17 protein-coding genes, 1 pseudogene and 1 riboswitch are annotated in these 22,897 nt (G+C 40.5%); of the genes and pseudogenes, 16 read left to right on the forward strand and 2 right to left on the reverse strand.

Going from position 1 to position 22,897, the window contains the following annotated elements; all coding sequences use genetic code 11:
• Positions 1-486: 486 nt before the first annotated feature.
• From gshB to lpxC, 8 genes are all read left to right on the forward strand, one after another.
• Positions 487-1,431, forward strand: coding sequence for a glutathione synthase (gene gshB / locus AC2117_RS00735; RefSeq protein ID WP_042895789.1), 945 nt, complete (start codon positions 487-489; stop codon positions 1,429-1,431).
• 237 nt (positions 1,432-1,668) lie between these two features.
• Positions 1,669-2,766 (forward strand): undecaprenyldiphospho-muramoylpentapeptide beta-N-acetylglucosaminyltransferase, encoded by a 1,098-nt coding sequence (gene murG, locus AC2117_RS00745; protein ID WP_133971229.1) that lies wholly within the window; start codon positions 1,669-1,671, stop codon positions 2,764-2,766.
• Positions 2,767-2,777: 11 nt separating this feature from the next.
• Complete coding sequence (gene murC / locus AC2117_RS00750) at positions 2,778-4,226, forward strand: UDP-N-acetylmuramate--L-alanine ligase (protein WP_005044271.1); 1,449 nt, start codon at positions 2,778-2,780, stop codon at positions 4,224-4,226.
• A 36-nt stretch (positions 4,227-4,262) separates the two neighbouring features.
• Positions 4,263-5,189, forward strand: a complete 927-nt coding sequence (locus AC2117_RS00755) for a D-alanine--D-alanine ligase (protein ID WP_133971231.1) — start codon at positions 4,263-4,265, stop codon at positions 5,187-5,189.
• Between the two features lie 2 nt (positions 5,190-5,191).
• On the forward strand, positions 5,192-6,046 hold the full coding sequence (locus tag AC2117_RS00760; RefSeq protein WP_133971233.1) for a cell division protein FtsQ/DivIB: 855 nt from the start codon (positions 5,192-5,194) through the stop codon (positions 6,044-6,046).
• A 60-nt stretch (positions 6,047-6,106) separates the two neighbouring features.
• The gene (ftsA, locus tag AC2117_RS00765; protein WP_042895778.1) at positions 6,107-7,369 is read left to right on the forward strand and encodes a cell division protein FtsA; all 1,263 of its coding nucleotides are present in this window, start codon (positions 6,107-6,109) and stop codon (positions 7,367-7,369) included.
• A 164-nt stretch (positions 7,370-7,533) separates the two neighbouring features.
• Complete coding sequence (ftsZ, locus tag AC2117_RS00770) at positions 7,534-8,709, forward strand: cell division protein FtsZ (RefSeq protein WP_133971235.1); 1,176 nt, start codon at positions 7,534-7,536, stop codon at positions 8,707-8,709.
• 110 nt (positions 8,710-8,819) lie between these two features.
• Positions 8,820-9,722, forward strand: a complete 903-nt coding sequence (gene lpxC / locus AC2117_RS00775) for a UDP-3-O-acyl-N-acetylglucosamine deacetylase (RefSeq protein WP_133971237.1) — start codon at positions 8,820-8,822, stop codon at positions 9,720-9,722.
• Between the two features lie 94 nt (positions 9,723-9,816).
• Here lpxC and AC2117_RS00780 read toward each other — a convergent pair whose 3' ends face one another.
• Complete coding sequence (locus tag AC2117_RS00780; RefSeq protein ID WP_133971239.1) at positions 9,817-10,260, reverse strand: DciA family protein; 444 nt, start codon at positions 10,258-10,260, stop codon at positions 9,817-9,819.
• 107 nt (positions 10,261-10,367) lie between these two features.
• Here AC2117_RS00780 and AC2117_RS00785 point away from each other — a divergent pair, with 107 nt between their 5' ends.
• From AC2117_RS00785 to AC2117_RS00805, 5 genes are all read left to right on the forward strand, one after another.
• Positions 10,368-11,060: a M23 family metallopeptidase gene (locus AC2117_RS00785; protein ID WP_005038016.1), complete on the forward strand. Its 693-nt coding sequence runs from the start codon at positions 10,368-10,370 to the stop codon at positions 11,058-11,060.
• A 250-nt stretch (positions 11,061-11,310) separates the two neighbouring features.
• On the forward strand, positions 11,311-14,028 hold the full coding sequence (gene aceE, locus AC2117_RS00790) for a pyruvate dehydrogenase (acetyl-transferring), homodimeric type (protein ID WP_133971241.1): 2,718 nt from the start codon (positions 11,311-11,313) through the stop codon (positions 14,026-14,028).
• Positions 14,029-14,030: 2 nt separating this feature from the next.
• Positions 14,031-15,995 carry a 2-oxo acid dehydrogenase subunit E2 gene (locus tag AC2117_RS00795; protein ID WP_133971243.1) on the forward strand — a complete coding sequence of 655 codons (1,965 nt, stop codon included), beginning with the start codon at positions 14,031-14,033 and terminating at the stop codon, positions 15,993-15,995.
• A gap of 145 nt (positions 15,996-16,140) precedes the next feature.
• A complete protein-coding gene (locus tag AC2117_RS00800) occupies positions 16,141-16,419 on the forward strand; it encodes a hypothetical protein (RefSeq protein WP_133971245.1) in 279 nt (92 codons plus the stop codon).
• A 36-nt stretch (positions 16,420-16,455) separates the two neighbouring features.
• Positions 16,456-16,641, forward strand: a riboswitch (yybP-ykoY riboswitch).
• Between the two features lie 15 nt (positions 16,642-16,656).
• Positions 16,657-17,232, forward strand: coding sequence for a TMEM165/GDT1 family protein (locus tag AC2117_RS00805; RefSeq protein WP_133971247.1), 576 nt, complete (start codon positions 16,657-16,659; stop codon positions 17,230-17,232).
• Between the two features lie 59 nt (positions 17,233-17,291).
• On the opposite strand, the gene AC2117_RS00810 is transcribed toward AC2117_RS00805, so the two are convergent.
• On the reverse strand, positions 17,292-19,424 hold the full coding sequence (locus AC2117_RS00810) for a TonB-dependent siderophore receptor (RefSeq protein WP_133971249.1): 2,133 nt from the start codon (positions 19,422-19,424) through the stop codon (positions 17,292-17,294).
• A 253-nt stretch (positions 19,425-19,677) separates the two neighbouring features.
• Between AC2117_RS00810 and AC2117_RS00815 the strand changes: the two are divergent.
• From AC2117_RS00815 to glmM, 3 genes and pseudogenes are all read left to right on the forward strand, one after another.
• Positions 19,678-19,767: pseudogene (locus AC2117_RS00815) on the forward strand (MBL fold metallo-hydrolase); the annotation flags it as partial.
• 176 nt (positions 19,768-19,943) lie between these two features.
• Positions 19,944-21,410 (forward strand): IMP dehydrogenase, encoded by a 1,467-nt coding sequence (gene guaB / locus AC2117_RS00820; protein ID WP_003654069.1) that lies wholly within the window; start codon positions 19,944-19,946, stop codon positions 21,408-21,410.
• A gap of 149 nt (positions 21,411-21,559) precedes the next feature.
• Positions 21,560-22,897, forward strand: a complete 1,338-nt coding sequence (gene glmM, locus AC2117_RS00825; RefSeq protein WP_133971251.1) for a phosphoglucosamine mutase — start codon at positions 21,560-21,562, stop codon at positions 22,895-22,897.

Here is a 22,897-nt window from a genome sequence, read left to right on the forward strand (position 1 = left end):
GAGTGGGAATGGTTCAACTGAGTGTTTCAGACATTACCTTTATTACTATGTGGTATGAGTATTTTCAATTTAATAATTTCAAAGTATTTTTCTTATAATTAAAACAATATAAAGTCATTTGTTTAAAAGCTTACCTTGTTATCAAGGCGTGATTTATTTGATCAATATGTATCAATTGGTACTATCCATTTTATATATGGCTATGAGTTATATATTGTGATGAATTAGTTCGCTGAAATTGTTAGTTCTGTTTTATCTAATGGGTATATGCTGATATTAAAATAGTTAAGCAGTTAGTCAAACAAAGCTTGGGCGGCTAGTTGTTACATCAGCTGGGATTTAAATTTAAAAACAAAACTGAAAGAATAGGATTCGGATTAGTCTAAGCTAAAGGAATAACAGATAACGATGTACTTAAATTAAGAAAAACCAGTGAAAAATCTCAGCTATACTCATGCTAATTTAAATTTTAAGAAGAGCTTGAGCATGCGTGTACTTGTCGTCATGGATCCGATTGAAACCGTGAATCTGAAAAAGGATTCAACCATGGCAATGTTGTGGGCGGCGAGCCGCCGTGGACATGAATTGGGTTATGCATTACAACAAGATTTATATATCGACCAAGGTAAAGCTTACGGTTTGATTTCACCATTAGAAGTGTTTGAAGATTACAACCATTATTATGAGCTGGGCGAAAAGAAAAAAGAATCAATCGCTGCTTATGACGTTGTGCTCATGCGTAAAGACCCACCGTTTGATATGAATTTTGTCTATACGACTTACGTGCTTGAGCAAGCTGAACGCGAAGGTTCATGGATTATTAATAAGCCTCAGTCACTGCGTGATTGCAATGAAAAACTTTTTGCAACCCAATTTCCAGAGCTACAAGTTCCTACGCTGGTAACTTCACAACAAAGCTTGATTCGTGAATTTATTAAAGAACATGGCGATGTCATTGTTAAACCACTTGATGGTATGGGTGGTACGGGAATTTTCCGTTTATACCAAGATGGTGTGAATATTGGTTCTACTTTGGAAATGCTGACCGAGTTAGGTAACCGTCCAATTATGGCTCAACGTTATATTCCTGAGATTGTAGAAGGGGATAAGCGTATTTTGATGGTAAATGGTGAACCTATTCCTTACTGCTTGGCACGTATCCCACAAAATGGCGAAGTACGTGGTAATTTAGCGGCGGGTGGTTTGGGCCAAGCGCGTCCACTCACTGAAAATGATAAATTGATCGCAGCTAAAGTTGGGCCATTCCTACGCGAAAAAGGTTTGATTTTTGTTGGCTTAGATGTAATTGGTAATTATGTTACTGAAATTAATGTCACTAGCCCAACCTGTATTCGTGAAATTGATGCTCAGTTTGGTACATCAATTGCCGATAACCTGTTTGATGTATTAGAAGCTGGTCGCCCTGCATAATTGATTGTTTCAAGTGGTTTTCTGCCTAACGGGTAGGAAATCACTTGAAAATATATGAATTTGTAAAATAACAATACTAAATACACCATAGCTTTGTAGGCATATTTTCAAAAAAGCACATCTTTCTGTTATAAACGAGTGAAATTAGCTTTTCGTTAATGAAGCTTTAGGATTAAAATAAACGGCTACAAAAATAGATGACAATTTCCATTGTTTTTTGAGTTGAAGAATTAGACCGTGACCGATTCGCAGCAAAGTAAACCTAAACATGTCTTGATGATGGCTGCTGGTACAGGTGGACATGTTTTTCCAGCCCTCGCCGTAGCCAAACAACTTCAACAACAAGGTTGTCAGGTTTCATGGTTAGCCACGCCAACAGGTATGGAAAATCGATTATTAAAAGATCAAAATATTCCAATATATCAAATTGATATTCAAGGTGTTCGTGGGAACGGCGTGATCCGTAAGCTTGCTGCGCCTTTTAAAATTTTAAAAGCAACATTAAGCGCAATGCGCTATATGAAACAGCTTAAAGTTGATGCTGTAGCTGGATTTGGTGGTTATGTTGCGGGGCCTGGTGGTTTAGCAGCGCGATTATTGGGTATTCCTGTACTTATTCATGAGCAAAATGCGGTAGCGGGTTTTACCAATGCTCAGTTATCACGTATCTCTAAAGTGGTATGTGAAGCATTTCCAAATACATTTCCTGCTAGTGAAAAAGTAGTGACAACCGGAAATCCGGTACGTCGTGAAATTAACGATATTTTAAGCCCAAAGTGGCGCTATGACGCTCGTGAACAGGCGGGGCAGCCTCTAAATATTCTTATTGTTGGTGGTTCTTTAGGCGCCAAAGCACTCAATGAACGCTTACCTCCAGCATTAAAACAATTACAAGCACCACTCAATATTTTTCACCAGTGTGGTCAGCAACAAGTTGAGGCAACTCAAGCACTTTATGCTGATGCGCCAGCTAATTTAACGGTACAGGTTTTGCCGTTTATTGAAGATATGGCAAAGGCTTATAGTGAGGCTGATTTAATTATTTGCCGAGCTGGAGCATTAACGGTAACGGAAGTCGCAACAGCAGGTATTGCCGCAGTTTTTGTACCTCTTCCTATAGCAGTTGATGATCACCAAACTGCAAATGCCAAATTTTTGGCCGATGTTGGTGCTGCAAAAATTTGCCAGCAATCGACCATGACACCAGATGTTCTAAATGAATTGTTCACTTCGCTGATGAACCGCCAATTACTTACAGAAATGGCAGTGAAAGCGCGTCAACATGCCCAACCAAATGCGACTCAGCATGTGGTTGATCTTATCCAAAAAATGTAATCGGATTTACTATGTCTCCATCAACAGCTGCGAACCAAGCAAAAAAACTGATTAAAGTGCCTGAAATGCGCCGTATCAAACACATTCATTTTGTGGGGATCGGTGGGGCTGGGATGTGTGGCATTGCAGAGGTATTGGGTAACCAAGGTTATAAAATTTCTGGTTCAGACATTAAAGCATCTAAAACTACAGAACAATTAGAGAAAAATGGCATCAAGGTTTATATTGGCCATCAAGCGGAAAATATTAAAAATGCCAATGTGCTTGTAGTTTCTACAGCGATTGATCCAGAAAATCCGGAAATTAAAGCAGCGATTGAACAACGTACTCCAATCGTACGCCGCGCAGAGATGCTAGGTGAGCTTATGCGTTACCGTCATGGTATTGCTGTAGCTGGTACACATGGTAAAACCACTACTACAAGTCTTTTAACCACCATGTTGGCTGAAGAAAACCTTGATCCAACCTATGTCATTGGTGGTTTACTTAACAGCACAGGTGTAAATGCTGCACTTGGTGAAAGTCGTTTTATCGTAGCGGAAGCTGATGAGTCAGATGCATCTTTCCTTTATTTACAACCAATGGCAGCGATTGTAACGAACATTGATGCTGACCATATGGATACCTATGAAGGTAGCTTTGATAAATTAAAAGATACGTTCGTACAGTTCCTTCATAACTTACCATTTTATGGTTTGGCAGTTGTTTGTGGTGATGACGCCAACATTCGTGAAATCATGCCGCGTGTAGGCCGTCCAGTTATTACTTATGGTTTTAATGAAGATAACGACATCCGCGCAATTGATGTTGAACAAGATGGTATGCGTTCACACTTCACCGTGTTACGTAAAGGTCGTGAGCCGCTACGTTTAACCATCAACCAACCGGGCATGCATAATATTTTGAATGCTTTGGCTGCTATTGGCGTTGCGACTGACGAAGGCGTTTCTGATGGAGCGATTAGTCGTGCTTTAGACGGATTTAGCGGTGTTGGTCGTCGCTTCCAAGTACAAGGCGAATTTGAACTTGCCGATGGTAATGTTAAGTTAGTTGATGACTATGGACACCATCCGAAAGAAGTAGAAGCAACAATTAAAGCTGCTCGTCAGAGCCATCCGGATCGTCGTTTGGTTATGCTATTCCAGCCACACCGTTACTCTCGTACCCGCGATTGTTTTGATGACTTTATTGAAGTGCTTTCTCAAGTCGATCAATTATTATTACTGGAAGTTTATCCTGCCGGCGAAAAGCCTATTGTCGGTGCAGATAGCCGTACTTTAGCGCGTAGTATTCGTTTACGCGGACAGGTGGAACCGATTTTGGTCGATCCGGTTGAAGGTAATTTGCAAAACATCATGCAAAATGTGTTACAACCAAATGACTTGTTATTAACGCAGGGTGCGGGTAACGTTGGAGCAATTTCAGTAGAACTTGCACAACACCATTTGTATGTGAAATAAACAAAAATATTGAATTATCGGGTTAAGGATTTAAACGTGTCAAATGCTACAAAATTCGGCAAAGTTGCCGTGTTATTTGGTGGGAAATCGGCTGAGCGTGCTGTGTCTTTAGATAGTGGTCAGGCAGTTCTGGATGCTCTGTTACGTTCAGGTGTTCAGGCTGAAGCATTTGATCCGCAAGACCGCAGTGTGACTGAGCTTGTAAATTATGATCGTGCATTTATTGTGTTGCATGGTCGTGGCGGTGAAGATGGCCAGATTCAAGGTGTACTTGAATGGTTAAATTTGCCTTATACCGGAACAGGTGTACAAGGTTCTGCTATTGGCATGGATAAAGTCAAAACCAAGCAAATCTGGCAAGGTAGCGACTTACCTACCGCGCCATATCGCATTATTACTAAAGAAACAGATTTAGATGCGGTTATTGCTGATTTAGGCTTACCTGTGATTATCAAACCTGTACATGAAGGCTCAAGTGTGGGCATGAGTAAGGTTGAGAAAGCGGAAGATTTTGCTGCTGCAATTGAAAAGGCGACTCAGCACGATGCTGTTGTTATGGCAGAAAAATGGATCACAGGTCGTGAGTTCACAATCTCATTCCTAAATGGTCAGCCTTTGCCTGTTATTCGTTTACAACCACCAGCAGATGTTGCCTTCTATGACTATGAAGCAAAATATGAACGTAATGATGTTGAGTACGGTATTCCTTGTGGTCTAAGTGAGACAGAAGAGAAGAACCTACAGGCATTGTGCTTACGTGCTTTTCAGGCGGTTGGTGCAGAAAGCTGGGGTCGTATTGATGCGATGCAGGATGAGCAGGGTAATTTCTGGCTTCTAGAAGTAAACACTGTGCCGGGTATGACTAGCCACTCTTTAGTTCCAAAAGCTGCGAAAGCTGTTGGCTATAGTTTTGATGAATTGTGTGTTGCCATTCTTGAGCAAACATTGGAAGGTACGGCTTAAATATGGCACAACTTCCGGCTTCCATGCGCCGTAAACGTGCGGCCATCACCTCTATTCATGATAAACCACCTACACGTAAGCAGAAGCTTGCCAATGCTGGTGGATGGGTGCTGTTGGTTATTGCTTTTGTAGTGCTGGCATTCGGAATTTATGGGTTATATAAAGTTATTACAGATGCAAAAGTTGCAAAGCTAGAGGTTGTCGGGTCAACGTCTTCAGTTGAAACACAACAAGTGATGCAGCATGTTGCTCCAATTATAAAAGCGAATTATTTCACATCTGATTTAGAACAGGTTCGTGATAAAACGTTAGAAATTTCTTGGGTAGACCGAGTTGTCGTATCTCGTGCTTGGCCCAATGGTATTCGTGTTCGTGTTATGCCTCGACATGCCATCGCCCGTTGGGGAACAGGTCGCTTGTTAAGCGATGGAGGCGATGTGTTTAGTGAGGCAGAGCCGACAATTCATCCTGAGCTTCCGTTACTACATGGTCCGGTAAGCCAGTCGAAAATGATGATGCGACGCTATAATGAAATCAATCAATTATTCCATCCCGCCAATTTGCGTCTAAAAGAGTTATATCTGACGGAGCGAATGACTTGGTTTATGCAGTTTGATACAGGTTTGCGAATTATTGTTGACCAAGATCAAACAATGAATAAGTTGCAACGTTTAAGTCATCTGGCACAATCTGACTTAAAACCGGTGTGGTCGAAAATCTCAGCCATTGATTTGCGATATCGTAATGGATTATCTATTCAATGGAAGAACGCAACACCACCTAAAATTGTGAATGGTCAGTTTGTTGTAACGATTGATGACACAAGCATTGCAGGTGGAACAAAAGCAAAGCCATAATACGTGGCTTTAAAATAGGCAATTTGCCTGGTATTAAACAACAAAGAAATGGTATGAGTGATGAATGAAGCTGTTCCCTCAGTTGTTGCGATTGACATTGGGACGCATAAAGTTTCAGTTTTGATTGGAAAAATTCATGCGCCGGATAACATTCAAGTTATCGGTATGGCAACTGCTCGTAATCGAGGCATGAATAAAGGAAAAATTGTAAGCCTCGATAAAGTCATCGCTGCGATTAAAAATGCTGTTGCTGAAGCGGAAAATATGGCCGAATGTCGCATTCATAGCGCGTGGGTATCGATTCCGAGTACCGAGTTGCAAAGTTTTTATGCCTCTGGTCGTACACCAGTCGCTAATCCAGCACATGTTATTACAACAAATGAAGTCGTGCGCGCGTTAGAATTGGCAAAAGCAAGTCATGTGACTTCTGATTACTATTTAGCAAGTGCAGTGCCGTTGGGCTTTGAGTTGGGTGATTCTGCTGAATGGGTGCAGAATCCAATTAACATGACTGCCCATAGTATGACAGGACATTATCAGTTAATGATGATGCCGATTGCGACTATGCAAAACCTTGATCGCGCTATGAAAGGTGCAAATATCGGGGTTGAAAAAATGGTGGTATCTTGTCTGGCAACCGCTGAGGCAAGCTTGCTTAAAGATGAAAAAGAATATGGTGTTTGTCTAGTCGATGTTGGTGCAGGCATTACCAATCTTGCTGTTTATCTGGATGGGCGTCTGGCTCTGGCACGCACATTGCAGCGCGGTGGTGAACACGTTACACGTGATATTGCTGCTGTATTGCAAACCACGACAGAAGAAGCTGAACGCATTAAAATTCTATATGGTTGTGTCGATTTAAGTGCTGTTAAGCCAGATCACATGATTCAGGTGGAAGGAATTGATGGCCCTCAAACCATTAGTCGAATTGAGCTGTCAGAAATTATTATTGCCCGTTATGAAGAGATCTTTAGCCAGATTCGCGATGAACTCGAACACAGCGGCGCAATTCATGGTTTATACCATGGTGTAGTGTTGACAGGGGATGCTTGTCAAATCGAAGGTATGGTGAGTTTGGCTCGCCGTATGTTGGGGGTATCTGCACATTTAGGTAATCCACCGTTACAGGTTTATGCTGATGATCAGCATCAAGCCTCGTTACGTCGTTCGATGTATGCAACAGCAGCTGGTTTGCTCATGTTTAGCCAAAGTGAGTTGCAAGAAGCTGTTGAAGAGCCTGAAGAGGCAAATGACCGTTCGGTATGGGAGCGAATGGTAAATGGCTGGAATGCATTTAATAGCAAGCTAAAAGCCATTTTTTAGGATGTATGGATTTATTGGTAGAATTGTTAGGAAGTTGTAAGAGAAAACCACTGTACTTGACAAGGTTTGTATTGCACAGCATTCTTAAAATTAGTTATTTTTGAAAATCAAGGCAGTATACGGGCTGAAGTGACTGCCATAATGTATTAGGAACCCTAAAGGTCATGGCCTCATTTGAATTTATAGAAGATGAACTAAACGATGGCAACGGTCAAGCCCGTTTCACTGTATTTGGTGTAGGTGGTGGTGGCGGTAATGCCGTTCAACATATGGTGCAGTCTGATATTCAAGGTGTTAAATTCGTTTGTGCCAATACAGACAAACAAGCACTGGACTGTATGAATGCACCTTTCAAAATTCAGTTAGGCGAGCAAAGTACACGTGGTCTAGGTGCTGGCGCTAACCCTGAAGTAGGGCAAGTTGCAGCAGAAGAAAGCCGTGAAATTATTCGTCATCATCTTGAAGGTACGGATATGGTATTCGTTACCGCTGGTATGGGTGGTGGTACGGGTACGGGCGCGGCACCTGTCGTGGCTGAAGTTGCCAAAGAAATGGGTATTTTGACTGTTGGTGTTGTAACAACTCCATTTAACTTTGAAGGCCGTCGCCGTTTAAAATCTGCTGAACGCGGTATTGAAGCGCTTGAAGCACATGTTGATTCATTGATTATTATCCCTAACCAACGCTTGTTAAGCGTATATGGCGATATTTCAATGAAAGATGCTTATAAAAAAGCTGATGATGTATTGTTAAACGCTGTACGTAGTATCTTTGACCTTGTTGTAAACCGTGGTCACATTAACCTTGACTTCGCCGATTTGAAAACTGCAATGAGTACTCGTGGTTATGCCATGATGGGTGCTGGTTTAGGTCGTGGTGAAGATCGTGCACGTCAAGCTGCTGAACAGGCTATCCGTAGTCCATTGCTTGATAACGTCAATATTATTAATGCTAAAGGTGTGTTGATTAACATTACTGGTGGTGATGATATTACTTTACGCGAAACTGAAATCATTACTGATGTTGTGAATCAGATTGTTGACCTTGATGAAGGCGAAATCTTCTACGGTACTGTATTTGATCCAGATGCGCGTGATGAATTACGTGTAACAGTGATTGCAACTGGTTTAACTCGTAATGCAGCAGATGCAGAACCGAGAAAACGTAATACAGTAAGTCATGCATCGTCTCAATCAGCTCAATCTGTTGATGAAGATGACGTTCCTGCAATTAATAAGCGTCAAAATGCAGACAATGAAGTGAGTAGTAACGCAAGTTCTTCTCCGCGCTCTTCTCCGATGAGCATTCAAGATTACTTGAAAAATCAGCAACGTAAGTAAAATATTATTAAATTTAAAAAAAGGCAGTGTTTAAACACTGCCTTTTTTTGTTTTTGATCAATGACTAAATATGCTAACGTATAGCGGTTTTAAAAAAGAAGTTACAAAGCATGGTGAAACAACGTACTCTCAATCGTGTGGTAAAAGCGAGTGGAATAGGTCTTCATAGCGGTCAAAAAGTGATGATCAATTTCATTCCACATACCGTGGATGGAGGTATTGTATTTCGTCGTATCGATTTAAATCCGCCTGTGGAAATCCATGCGAATGCTTTGCTGATTCAAGAAGCTTTCATGTGCTCCAATTTAGTGATTGGAGATATAAAAGTTGGAACAATTGAGCATGTGATGAGCGCAATTGCAGGTTTGGGAATTGATAACCTTATTGTTGAGGTATCTGCGTCTGAAGTTCCGATTATGGATGGAAGTGCTGGCCCATTTATTTACCTGTTAATGCAAGGTGGATTGCGTGAGCTGGATGCGCCGAAAAAATTTATAAGAATATTAAAACCAGTTGAAGCATTAATAGATGATAAGAAAGCAATTTTTAGCCCGCATGATGGTTTTCAGCTAAATTTTACGATTGATTTTGACCATCCGGCATTTGCTAAAGAATATCAGTCTGCGACTATCGATTTCTCTACTGAAACTTTTGTATATGAAGTCAGTGAGGCTCGTACTTTTGGTTTTATGAAAGACTTAGATTATCTCAAAGCAAATAATTTAGCCTTAGGTGCAAGTTTAGATAATGCAATTGGCGTAGATGATACAGGCGTAGTGAATGAAGAAGGCTTACGTTTCGCCGATGAATTTGTGAGACATAAGATTTTAGATGCAGTAGGTGATTTGTATTTGCTTGGTCATCAAATTATTGCCAAGTTTGATGGCTATAAATCAGGACATGCTTTAAATAATCAGCTGTTACGCAATGTTCAAAGTGATCCGAGTAATTATGAAATTGTAACATTTGATGACGAGAATGAATGTCCAATTCCCTATGTGAGTGTGACATAAGTCATTGTCTTTATTTGGCTACGTTATAATGTAACATTTTAAAATGTGATTTATGTCACAAAAATATAGCTAAACTTTTCATAGAATATAAAGTTCATAATTTTTTATTGCTTGCCAAACGTAGTAAAGCTTGGCTAAGCTTAGGGTCGCTCACGAAGTCGGCTGCACTACGTAACATTTCTTGTGTTTCCGGGGGGATGGGTTTAGATGGCTCAGATGAGGGTGGATTGGGAATGTTTTTATTCCTCAAGCGAACCTGAATTCTTTGTAAGTCTTTTAACCCTTCAAGTTGAGATAATTTAGATACATATTGGTTCTGTAAGTAACTGAGTTGACTGATCATCGCCTGATTTTCACCAGTAATGATTAAAGAGCCATTTTGATAACACACGACCTGCCATTGTTCCGGTTGGGGCAATAAGGGTTGGACCATTTTCGTAAGTCTTTGCCATTGCGCGACTTGCGTTGTTAGAAACGTAAGGTTTCCTGTTTTTATGTGTTTTCCGGATTGTTGAAAAACGTTATCGGGTTTAGACATGGGTCATTCTCGGATAGATTCTTGTCTTCATCTTAAGCGTTCATTTCAATCGATATCAAGGAAGAGATCATAAGGAACTTAAGTAAGAACAGTTTCAAGAGGTTTTTATGCACACGCGTCGTATTTTATTAGCGTTTTCACTTGCCGCTTCGGCAGCATCAGTTGCTTTTGCAGATTATCAAACAATTAACCAATCTACTGATTCAGATCGATTGGAACAACTATCAAAAACATTATCTCAAGGTTCATATACTCATCCTGATGATTTAGATCTTCCAGCGAGTGCGAAAGTTTCAGTGACCTTACGCCAAAAAACGGTTGAGCTCAACAATGAGTCACTCGCTAAAAAATATGGCAATACGACAGCTAAGAACTCTTTCAATACCTCTTCTTCAAATGCTTATTCATGGTTAGTTTCTCATCCTCTTCCTGATACAGTGCGTGTTTCTTCCAACTTTGGTGGCCGTACGATGGGTGGTCGTGCCGAACATCACGGTGGATTGGATATGGCTGCTCCAAGTGGTACGCCAATTTATGCTACAGGGCCAGGTATTGTAACCAAATCTGGTTGGGGTACTGGCTATGGTCAATATGTTGAAATTAACCATGGTAATGGCTATTTAACACGCTATGCGCATGCTTCTCGTTTAATGGTACGTGTAGGTGAACAAGTCTCTGCAGGTGAACATATTGCCAATGTAGGTTGTACTGGTCGCTGTACTGGCCCACATTTGCACTATGAAGTAGTAAAAGATGGTCAACGTAAGAATCCAACAACTTACTTGGCGATGCTTCCTTAAAAGCATAGTTAAAAAGATTAAGGTTATTAAATTTATGAATCTGAAAATAACTTAAACCTTTTTTAACGTAAAGATTGTATAAAAAAACGCCATTATTGGCGTTTTTTTGTTATTTTGTTTAATGCTCGGTCAATGACTATTCATTCAGAAAATAATAGGACCCCCTCACATTCACCCATGGCAATAACTAGAGAGGGGTAAAACGTGGTAAAAATACAAAGTAGATTAAAGGACAAGGAACAGGTGAATTATGGCGTTTTACGGTGACTCCGATGCACAAGAAACCCAAGAGTGGCAAGATGCATTCGATTCAGTTTTACAACATATGGGAACTGAGCGCGCGGCATTCTTGTTGGAGAAACTTTATCAACAAGCAATTGCTAAGCATGTTCCCATTCAACGTCTGAATACACCTTACTTAAATACAATTTCTGTTGAAGAACAACCTGCAATGCCAGGCGACCAAGATATGGAACGCCGTATTCGTGCATTGATTCGTTGGAATGCCTTAGCAATGGTACTTCGTGCGAATCAAACAGGTGATGATTTAGGTGGACACTTGGCGAGCTTCGCATCAAGTGCAACATTATATGACGTAGGTTTTAACCATTTCTTCCGTGCAAACAGCAATAACTTTGGCGGAGATATGATTTATTACCAAGGGCACTGTGCTCCTGGTATTTATGCACGTTCATTCCTTGAAGGACGTTTAACTGAAGAACAGTTAAGTAATTTCCGTCGTGAAGTTGGCGGTAACGGTTTACCAAGCTACCCACACCCATATTTAATGCCGGACTATTGGCAATTCCCAACTGTATCAATGGGTCTTGGTCCAATCATGTCGATTTATCAAGCACACATTCAGAAATATTTAATGAATCGTGGCTTGATTAAAGAAGAAAATCGTAAAGTCTGGGCTTATCTGGGCGATGGTGAGATGGATGAGCCAGAAAGTACTGGTGCAATTTCACTTGCTGGTCGTGAAAAACTCGATAACTTGATCTGGGTTGTTAACTGTAACTTACAGCGTCTAGATGGTCCGGTACGTGGTAACGGTAAAATTATTCAAGAATTAGAATCTTTATTCCGTGGTGCAGGCTGGCGTGTCATTAAAGTAGTATGGGGCCGTCATTGGGATCCACTACTTGCAAAAGACAACACAGGCGCTTTAAAAGCGGTAATGGAAGAAACAGTTGATGGCGAGTACCAACGCTATCAAGTGAAAGGTGGTGCATATACACGTGAGAAATTCTTTGGCAAGTACCCAGAAGCTGCGGAACTTGTAAAAGATTTAAGTGATGAAGATATCGATAATCTTAACCGTGGTGGTCATGACCCGTACAAAGTTTTTGCTGCCTATGCAGAAGCAATGAAAGCCAAAGGTCAACCAACAGTTATTCTTGCGAAAACTGTTAAAGGTTACGGTTTGTCTGAAGAAATTGAAGCGGTGAATAAGACTCACCAAATCAAAAAAATGCAGATCGACTCTTTAAAATATGTGCGTGACCGTTTTAACCTGCCATTTACAGATGATAAATTAGAAGAGCTTCCATTCTATCGCCCAAGTGAAAACTCTCCTGAAATGAAGTATATGAAGGCGCGTCGTGAAGCTTTAGGTGGCTATTTACCTGCACGTCGTAAAGAGAGTGAAATTTTAGCGATTCCTGAATTATCTGTATTTGATGCAGTATTAAAAGGTTCTGCAGGCAAAGAACAATCAACTACCATGGTGATGGTGCGTTTAATTGCTTCTTTACTTAAAGAAAAAGCAATTAAAGACCGCGTAGTGCCAATCGTTCCAGATGAAGCGCGTACTTTTGGTCTAGAAGGTATGTTCCGTCAGCTCGGTATTTATGCCGCTCACGGTCAAAAATATACCCCAGAAGACCAAGAACAGTTAATGCATTACCGTGAAGCAAGTGACGGTCACATGCTTCAAGAAGGGATTAACGAAGCTGGGGCGATGAGCGCATGGGCTGCGTTGGCAACAAGTTATTCAACCAATAACTTGCCAATGATTCCAATGTACATGTACTACTCAATGTTCGGTTTCCAACGTATTGGTGACATTGCGTGGGCTGCGGGTGATGCACAGGCTCAAGGTTTCTTGTTAGGTGCAACTGCTGGTCGTACAACATTGAACGGTGAAGGTTTACAGCACCAAGATGGTCATTCGCATATCTTGGCGAACACGATTCCTAACTGTGTATCTTATGATCCATGTTTTGGTTATGAATTAGCTGTAATCGTACATGATGGTTTACAACGTATGTATGTGAACCAAGAGCGTGTGTTCTATTACTTAACTGTAATGAACGAAAACTACGAGCATCCTGCAATGCCTGAAGGCGCTGAGGAAGGCATTAAACGTGGTATGTACTTGTTCGAAAAAGATGAAAAAGCAACTGTTCAATTACTTGGTTCAGGTGTAATTCTTCGTGAAGTGATTAAAGCTGCGAAAATCTTACGTGATGAATACCAAATCCGTTCAAACGTTTGGAGTGTAACAAGCTTCAATGAGTTGTCGCGTGATGGTATGGCATGTGAAGAATACAACCGTTTACACCCACTTGCTGAAGAAGTGAAAGAGTCTTGGGTATCTAAACAATTACGCGGTACAGAAGGTATTGTGGTTTCAGCAACAGATCATATGCGCGCTTATAGCGAACAAATCCGTGCCTATCTTCCAGATGGTCGTCCATTTGTTGCGTTGGGTACAGATGGTTATGGTCGCTCAGATACACGTGCTAACTTACGTAGTTTCTTTGGTGTTGATGCTGCACATATCGTTGTTGCTACTTTGAAAAAATTAGCTGACGAAGGTGAAGTGGATGCACGTTTAGTGAAAGATGCAATTTCTAACTTTGAGTTAGATACTGATCGTCCAGTGGCATGGGCTCCACAAGCACATCCAGAAGTTCAGGCAGTTGCTGAATACAATGAAGCGCAAACAGGTGAGGGGAACTAAGCATGCAAATTAAGACCCCTGATATTGGCGTAGATAAAGCAGTTGTTGCTGAAATTTTGGTAAAAGTTGGCGATAGCATTGCTGAAAACGACAGCCTTGTTTTGCTTGAGTCAGATAAAGCCTCTGTTGAAGTGCCTAGCACTTCAGCAGGTGTAGTCAAAAGCATCTTAATCAAAGAAGGCGATAGCGTAACTGAAGGTACGGTATTGTTTGAACTTGAAGCTGAGGGCGCTGCACCTGTAGCTCAAGCAGAAGAAGTTGCAAAACCTGCACCAGCAGCTGAAAAAGAAGCACCTGCTACAGCACCACAAGTTGCTGCGCAACCAGCAGCGGCAACCACTAGCCAAGTTGTTGAAGTTCAAGTTCCTGACATTGGTGTTGAAAAAGCACTAGTTGGTGAAATTTTAGTAAAAGTTGGCGAGCAAATCGATGTTGAGCAAAGCATCGTTGTGGTTGAGTCTGACAAAGCAACTGTAGAAGTACCGAGCAGTGTTGCTGGTACTGTAGAAAGCATTCAAGTTAAAGAAGGCGATACAGTTAAAGAAGGTGTTGTACTCATTCAAGTGAAAACAACGTCTGCATCAAGTGCGCCAGTTGAAGCTCCTGCTTCTACAGCAGCTACAGCGGCAGCACCTGCACCAGTTCAACAAGAAACTGTAGCTGCGGCTGCTACTCAATCTGGACCAGTTGATATTAACGTTCCTGATTTGGGCGTAGACAAAGCAGTTGTTGCTGAAATTTTGGTACAAGTTGGCGATAAAGTTGATGTAGACCAAAGCCTTGTTGTGGTTGAGTCTGATAAAGCAACTGTAGAAGTTCCAAGTACTGTTGCTGGCGTTGTGAAAGCGATTCACTTGCAAGCAGGTCAACAAGTTTCACAAGGTGTTTTGCTTGCAACAATTGAAGCGGAAGGCCAAGCACCTGCTGCTGCACCAGCGGCAAAAGCAGAAGTAGCTCCAGCTCCTCAGGCAGCAGCACCTAAAGCGGCAGCTCCGACTCAGGCTGTATCTGCTCCAGCGTCTGGTAGTGACAAGTTAACGAAAGAGCAAGAAGCTGAAAACGCTAAAGTTTATGCTGGCCCTGCTGTTCGTAAGCTTGCTCGTGAGCTTGGTGTAGTTTTATCACAAGTTAAAACTTCTGGTGAACATGGTCGTGTGATTAAAGAAGATATCTTTGCGTATGTGAAGACTCGTTTAACTGCACCACAAGTGGCACCAGTTGCTCAAGCTGCTGCTCCGGCTGGTTTACCTTCATTACCTGACTTTACTGCTTTTGGTGGTGGTGAAGTGAAGCCGATGACTCGTTTACAGCAAGTATCTGTGCCACAGTTGTCTTTAAACAACTATATTCCACAGGTAACTCAGTTTGACCTTGCTGATATCACTGAGTTAGAGGCTTGGCGTGGTGAATTGAAGGATGGCTTTAAGAAACAAGGTGTGAGCCTAACAATTTTGGCATTCATTGCAAAAGCGTTAGCACACTTGTTGAAAGAAGAGCCGTATTTTGCTGGTCACTTGTCAGATGATCAAAAGTCTGTATTGCTTCGTAATGAAATTCATATGGGTATTGCGGTTGCAACACCAGATGGTTTGACAGTACCAGTGCTACGTAATCCTGACCAAAAATCAATTAAGCAAATTGCTATTGAATTAGGTGAGCTAAGTAAGAAAGCGCGTGATAAGAAATTAACACCGAAAGACTTACAAGGTGCGAACTTCACGATTACAAGCTTAGGCTCGATTGGTGGTACATCATTTACACCGCTAGTAAATTGGCCGCAAGTTGCAATTTTAGGTATTTCACCAGCAACTATGCAGCCTGTGTGGAATGGTAAAGACTTTGACCCACGCTTAATGTTGCCGTTGTCATTGTCTTATGACCACCGTGTAATTAATGGTGCAGATGCCGCTCGCTTTACCAATAAACTTACGAAACTTCTTAAAGATATTCGTACTTTATTAATCTAATATTTTGAAATGAATTATTAAAACCTCGCTTCGGCGGGGTTTTATTTTGGTATTTAATTTAATTGATTTTAGGTTAATCTAAAGATTAAGAGGGAGTAATCGAGAGAGGAAAAATTTCTCGTTTTGGTTAAAGGAAAAATAATAAATGGCGAGTTTCTTAAAAATCATGTTGCCGATTCTGTTGATTGTATTTTTACTGATGGGATTATGGGTCAGTATTTTACACTTTCCTTGGGAGTGGATGACTTACGTTGCAATGGGCTTAGAAGTATTTGTGGCAACGCTTATTTTGCCATTTGAATTTCAATCACAGCAGGTAGCTGGTATTAACAATTTTGGGTTTATTAACTTAAGTATTTGTTTAGCCATACTATTGGGCTTAGGTCGGTTGTTGGTGTGGGCATGGATAAAATTTTTTGTCTGAATGTTTGAAAAATACCACTACTCGAATATAATAAGCACATACTTCATTGGGGAGTAGCCGCTATTCATTTCTGAATGAATAGGTGATGGTCAACATAATTGTTCAACAGAACATGGTCATCATAGCTTAAACGTCTCATCGTTTCCGAGTTGGCAAGACCTTTGATTTACCACTCTGCAGATATTTGGCTAGCAGGAGGGGTAGGTCATGGGCATTTATGCTAGCCAGAGAAACGATATGCAAGAATTTCTGATTTCTACCTCAATTGTTGCCCTAGCTGAAATGGGCGATAAAACTCAATTACTCGCTCTTTTATTGTCTGCACGTTTCCGTAAGCCAATCCCTATTCTCATTGCGATTCTTTTAGCAACTTTAATTAACCATGGTATCTCTGCTGTGCTTGGGCAGTGGATTACGACCGTTTTGAGTCCCGAAATCTTAGTTTGGGTTCTTGCAGGTGGTTTTATAGGTATGGCGTTCTGGATGCTTATTCCAGATAAGTTAGATGATGAAACAGATAGCATTAATAGATGGCAAAAATTTGGTGTTTTTGGCGCAACTTTTATCTTGTTTTTCTTAGCTGAAATTGGTGACAAAACCCAAATTGCAACAGTGGCCTTAGCTGCTCGTTACGACAGCATTTTCTGGGTCATGCTAGGTACAACTTTAGGTATGATGATTGCCAATGCACCAGCTGTATTTATTGGTAATAAATTGGCTGAACGTTTATCTATTTCACTCATTCATAAAATTGGTGCCGCTATTTTCTTAATTGTAGGTATCTCTACTTTGGCACAACATTATTTCTTCTAAAGTATTTAAAGCTGCCATCAAAAACGCACTCGAATTGAGTGCGTTTTTTGTAGATCGTTTTAGTAGTTAAATTTCACTGTAAAGTTAATTTGGCGTGGGTTGCCCAGAGTTACCATATTTTCATTCAGTGCTCCAGCATAGTAATCTTTATCAAATAGATTACGGATAGCAAGTTGAGCACCCCAATGCCCAGCGTCATAGCCAGCTTCAGTGTCAAAGACTGTATAGCCTGGAATATGAACATCTAACTTATCCATGGTTTTATAAGTTTCTCCACGGAACCCGCCGCCTACATACCAACCAAGTTTTGACGCAGGATCAAATTTATAGCGTGCTGATAAGCTATAAGCATGTTCTGGAATATTATCAAGAGACTTTCCAACATTGCTAATATTTGCATCTTTACTAATTTCTGCATCAGCCGTGTAGGTATAAGTTGCGGTGAGCTTTAAACCATCAAGAATATCTGCATTTAGTTCAGTCTCAATCCCACGAGTTAACTGTTCACCGCGCTGGATTTTGAAAGTAGTATCCGTAGGGTCGTTGACCAAAAAATTTTGACGTTTTAAATCATACCAAGCGATACTACCTTGTACACGCTGATCATGACTTTGTAATTTCATCCCGACTTCAACCTGTTTACCTTTTTCAGGATCAAAAGTATTTCCAGCAGAGTCTGAGCCACTTGTTGGGAAGAAGGATGTTGCATAGCTGACATAAGGTGCGACTACATCATTGATTGTATATAACAATGAGGCATTACCCGTAAAAGCTTCTTCCGATTTTTTAGTATTTGTATTTTTAACTAAATCTACAGTTTGAGTTTGAGCCCAATCTTGGCGGCCAGCAAGATTTAAAACGAGCTGGTCATTAATCTGAATGCGGTCGCGTAAATATAACCCCATATATTTTAGACGGTTTATATCATGGTTCGTGACTTTTTCAGGGCAAGTAACTTTTGTGCCGTACTTTGGTGAATAGAGATTCAAATTTGTGGCAGTACAGCGATTATTTAGATAATCATTTTTATCTTGCAGACCATCTATTCCGACCGTTATCTGGTGTGCCATATCCGCAATTTGAAAGGTCTTTTGGACACTATTGTCGATTGAGAAACTTAGATTGCTGACATCCTGATAGCGTGCTTGACGCTTAAGGGTTGTATGGTTTTTATCCGTCCAGCCATTGTAAAATACGGCAGGGCCAATCATTTCGGTTTTTTGAATTGCAAAGTTTTGCTTAAACTCCCAGCCATTATTAAAAGCATGCCTAAAGTTATAACCTGTACGGAATACGTCGGCATCATAAGCTCCGTAGCTCGGTTCACCAATAAATAAGTCTTTAGGTAAGCTTCCATTAGGATTATCTTTTAAGGTACCAATGACGGGTAAACCTTGCTGACGAATATATTCGCGGTGTTGGTAACTTGCGATGACAGAAAGGTCCGTGTTATCTCCTAAATCGAAGTTATAAGAAGGGGAGATGTAGTAATTTTTAAAATACACATAATCTGTCGGGTCATCTTGGTCAGAAATACGGCCATTTAAACGGAAAGCACCTTTTTCACTATTATTGGGACTATAGTTGAAATCGAATGTGCCTTCTTTAAGACTATAACTACCATAAGTCATGCTAGCACGAGCAAAACTTTCTGCTTGAGGGCGTTTAGTGACTAAATTAACAACGCCACCGGGCTGGACCAATCCAAAATTAATAGAAGCTGGACCTTTTAATATTTGTACTTGGTCAAGTCCTGATATTTCGGCACCTACAAAAGTATTTTGTTGGGCTTGTCGTAAACCATCTATGAAAATTTGATCAGAAGATGTTTGTCCACGAATAATAAAATCATCCCAACCCCGACGACCAAGTTGCCCAGCAGAAATACCAGCTACACCATTTACTGCTTCTGCTAGAGTTCTTGCTTGTTTTTGGTCAAGCTGTTCACGTGTTACCACCGAAACCGACTGCGCAGTTTTAAATAAGGGTGCATCTGATTTTAAAACCGATGCAGCTTTCGTTGCGACATAGGGAGAGGTAGTTTCTTTTTGTGCCTGAATAGAAATTGTGGGTAGCACACTGGTCGAATTTTGTTGTTCTGCTGTTTCATCAGCATGACTTGCTGTCATCAAACTAAAAATAGCAACTGCTAACAATGTTTTGGAGCTTGAAAAATAAGGTGCTTGGTTCATGGGAGGCCTAGGCAGCGCAAAAGACAAAACTGATAATGAGAATTATTTTAATTTATTGTGAGTTAATTTTAAATAACATTATGATTCATTTATAAAATAAGAAAAGCAAAAGCTATTTTAAAATATTATGAGAAAAATAAAGCAATTCATTGCAAGAATTATCGAATCTCTTCATTTTTATATGGGTATAAAAATAACTAATATTTAAAGTTTTTTTGGGGATTACATAGGGTTTGAAAAAATAATATCGTAGATATTATTTGATAATGGCGTACATAAATGTATTAGTTTTACCAGTTTGGTCAAAGGCGAAAGCATACAAGCCAATCAATTTTTAATTATTGTTTAAGATAGGGCTGTCGTGATTAATTCAGTTAGGTTAATTGGTATGCTAAAAAGCAGATTAATAAGGAATATTTAGAAACGAACTTTATCTATTGCTGAAAAAGGCAAAGATAATATGAAAATTGCATTGAAATTTGTTTATAATAGCTCACGGAATTTACCAGTGAGATTGTTATGCTGACCATCGTTCAAGAAGCGCTAACCTTCGATGATGTCTTATTACTTCCTGCCTACTCTACTGTTCTCCCAAAAGATGTCTCTTTAAAGACACGTTTAACTCGCGGCATTCATTTAAATATCCCATTAGTTTCTGCGGCAATGGATACAGTGACTGAGTCACGTATGGCGATTGCAATGTCACAAAATGGTGGTATCGGGATTTTGCACAAAAACATGGATATTGCTGCTCAAGCTGCAGAAGTACGCCGTGTAAAGAAATTCGAAGCGGGTATGGTGAAAGATCCTATCACTGTAACGCCTGAAACTACAGTACGTGAACTGATTGCAATTACCACTGCTAATAACATTAGCGGTGTACCTGTTGTTAAAGACGGCAAGGTTGTTGGTATTGTGACAGGCCGTGATACACGTTTTGAAACCAATTTAGAACAACCTGTTAGCAACATCATGACAGGCCAAGATCGTTTGGTGACTGTGCGTGAAGGCGAGTCTAAAGAAAATATTCAAGCATTATTGCAAAAACACCGTATTGAAAAAGTCTTGGTCGTTGGCGAGAGCAACGAACTTAAAGGTCTCATTACAGTGACTGACTTCCGTAAAGCTGAGAGTTATCCAAACAGTTGTAAAGATGATCTTGGTCGTTTACGTGTTGGTGCTGCGGTAGGTACAGGTGCTGATACTCCAAGTCGTGTGGAAGCATTGGTTGAAGCTGGTGTTGACGTAATTGTTGTTGATACAGCACATGGTCATTCAGCTGGTGTAATTGAACGTGTACGTTGGGTGAAACAAAACTTCCCTCAAGTACAAGTAATTGGCGGAAACATCGCAACTGGTGATGCTGCATTAGCATTATTAGATGCAGGTGCAGATGCTGTAAAAGTGGGTATTGGTCCTGGTTCTATCTGTACAACTCGTATTGTGGCAGGTATTGGTATGCCACAGATTTCTGCGATTGATAGCGTTGCTAACGCACTGAAAGATCAAATTCCTTTAATTGCAGATGGCGGTATCCGTTTCTCTGGCGATATGGCAAAAGCGATCGGTGCAGGTGCAAGTACAATCATGGTTGGTTCACTTTTAGCTGGTACTGAAGAAGCGCCTGGCGAAGTTGAGTTTTTTCAAGGTCGTTACTACAAAGCATATCGTGGTATGGGTTCATTAGGTGCAATGGCGGGAGCAACCGGTTCTGCTGACCGTTATTTCCAAGACTCAAAAGCGGGTGCTGAGAAGTTAGTACCAGAAGGCATTGAAGGTCGTGTTCCATATAAAGGCCCAATGGGTAACATCGTTCATCAAATGATGGGTGGTTTACGTTCATCGATGGGTTATACAGGTTCATCTGTGATTGAAGATCTTCGCCAAAATGCAAAATTTGTGAAAATTACTTCAGCAGGTATGTCTGAGTCACATGTTCATGATGTAACGATTACTAAAGAAGCTCCAAACTATCGTGTTGGTTAGATTTTGGTAACCAAAACAATGAAGAAAGCCGTCATTACACTGACGGCTTTTTGTTTTTGGTGTAAAGTAAATCTAACGAAAAGAAATATGGCGGAATTGCCATATATGAAGTGAGCCACCGCTGAAGTGGCGTAAGAATGAGATAAGCTATGAGTTATTTTGGAACGGATGGTATTCGTGGAAAATTTGGGCAAATGCCTATTACTCCAGAGTTTGCTTTAAAACTCGGTTTTGCTGCAGGGAAGGTATTAAAACGAACGAGTCCAAAAAATAAACCGCTCGTTGTATTAGGAAAAGACACACGTTTATCTGGCTATATTTTAGAATCTGCTTTACAGGCAGGCTTAAACGCTGCTGGCGTATATGTTCATTTACTTGGTCCATTACCAACACCAGCAATCGCACATCTTACTCGTGCTTTGCATGCACATGCAGGTATTGTTATTTCTGCTTCGCATAATCCATATTATGATAATGGGATTAAATTCTTCTCAAGTGAAGGCAAGAAATTACCAGATTCATTACAAGAAGAAATTAATCAAGAATTAGAAAAAGACTTATTTATTGAGGACACTGCAAACTTAGGTAAAAGTGTTCGTGTAAATGATGCAAACGGTCGTTATATCGAATTTTGTAAATCTACTTTCCCTTACCACTTTGATTTAAATAATTTAAAGATTGTGTTGGACTGTGCTCATGGCGCGGCATATAGCGTTGGGCCTTCAGTTTTCCGCGAGCTAGGTGCAAAAGTCATTGCTTTATATAATGAACCAGATGGCTTAAATATTAATGAAAGCTGTGGTTCAACACATCCTGAACACTTGCAAAAAGCAGTGGTTGAGCACCAAGCAGATTTAGGAATTGCATTTGATGGCGATGCTGACCGTGTTGTGATGGTTGATAAGTTTGGTAACTTAATTGATGGTGACCATATCTTATATATTTTGGCAACTCAGGCTCAAAATAAGCCAGCTGGTATTGTTGGTACTGTCATGAGTAATATGGCACTTGAAGTTGCACTTGAAAAAGCAAATGTTAATTTTGTTCGTGCAAAAGTCGGTGACCGCTATGTATTACAGGCTTTAGAAGAAAATGGTTGGGTGACAGGTGGCGAACCTTCTGGTCACATTCTCACTTTAGACAAGAGTACGACTGGTGATGCCATTATCGCCGCGCTTCAAGTTTTAACGGTGATGGTCGAGCAAAATAAGGCTCTTCATGAATTGGTTCAAGACTTTAAACTATTCCCACAAGTTCTTTTAAATGTACATTTAGAACAAATGCTTGATCCATATTCTATTCCAGCATTGGTTACTGAATTTGATAAAGCAGAAGCACAGCTTAAAGGCCGTGGACGTATCTTGATCCGTAAGTCTGGAACAGAACCAGTGATTCGTGTCATGGTTGAAGGGGATAATGAGCAAGAAGTAAATACTTTAGCTCAGCATTTAGCAGATGCGGTTCGTTCACAAGCACAAGTCGCATAA

The sequence above is a fragment of the Acinetobacter calcoaceticus genome, from assembly GCF_900520355.1.
Classification (GTDB): domain Bacteria; phylum Pseudomonadota; class Gammaproteobacteria; order Pseudomonadales; family Moraxellaceae; genus Acinetobacter; species Acinetobacter calcoaceticus_C.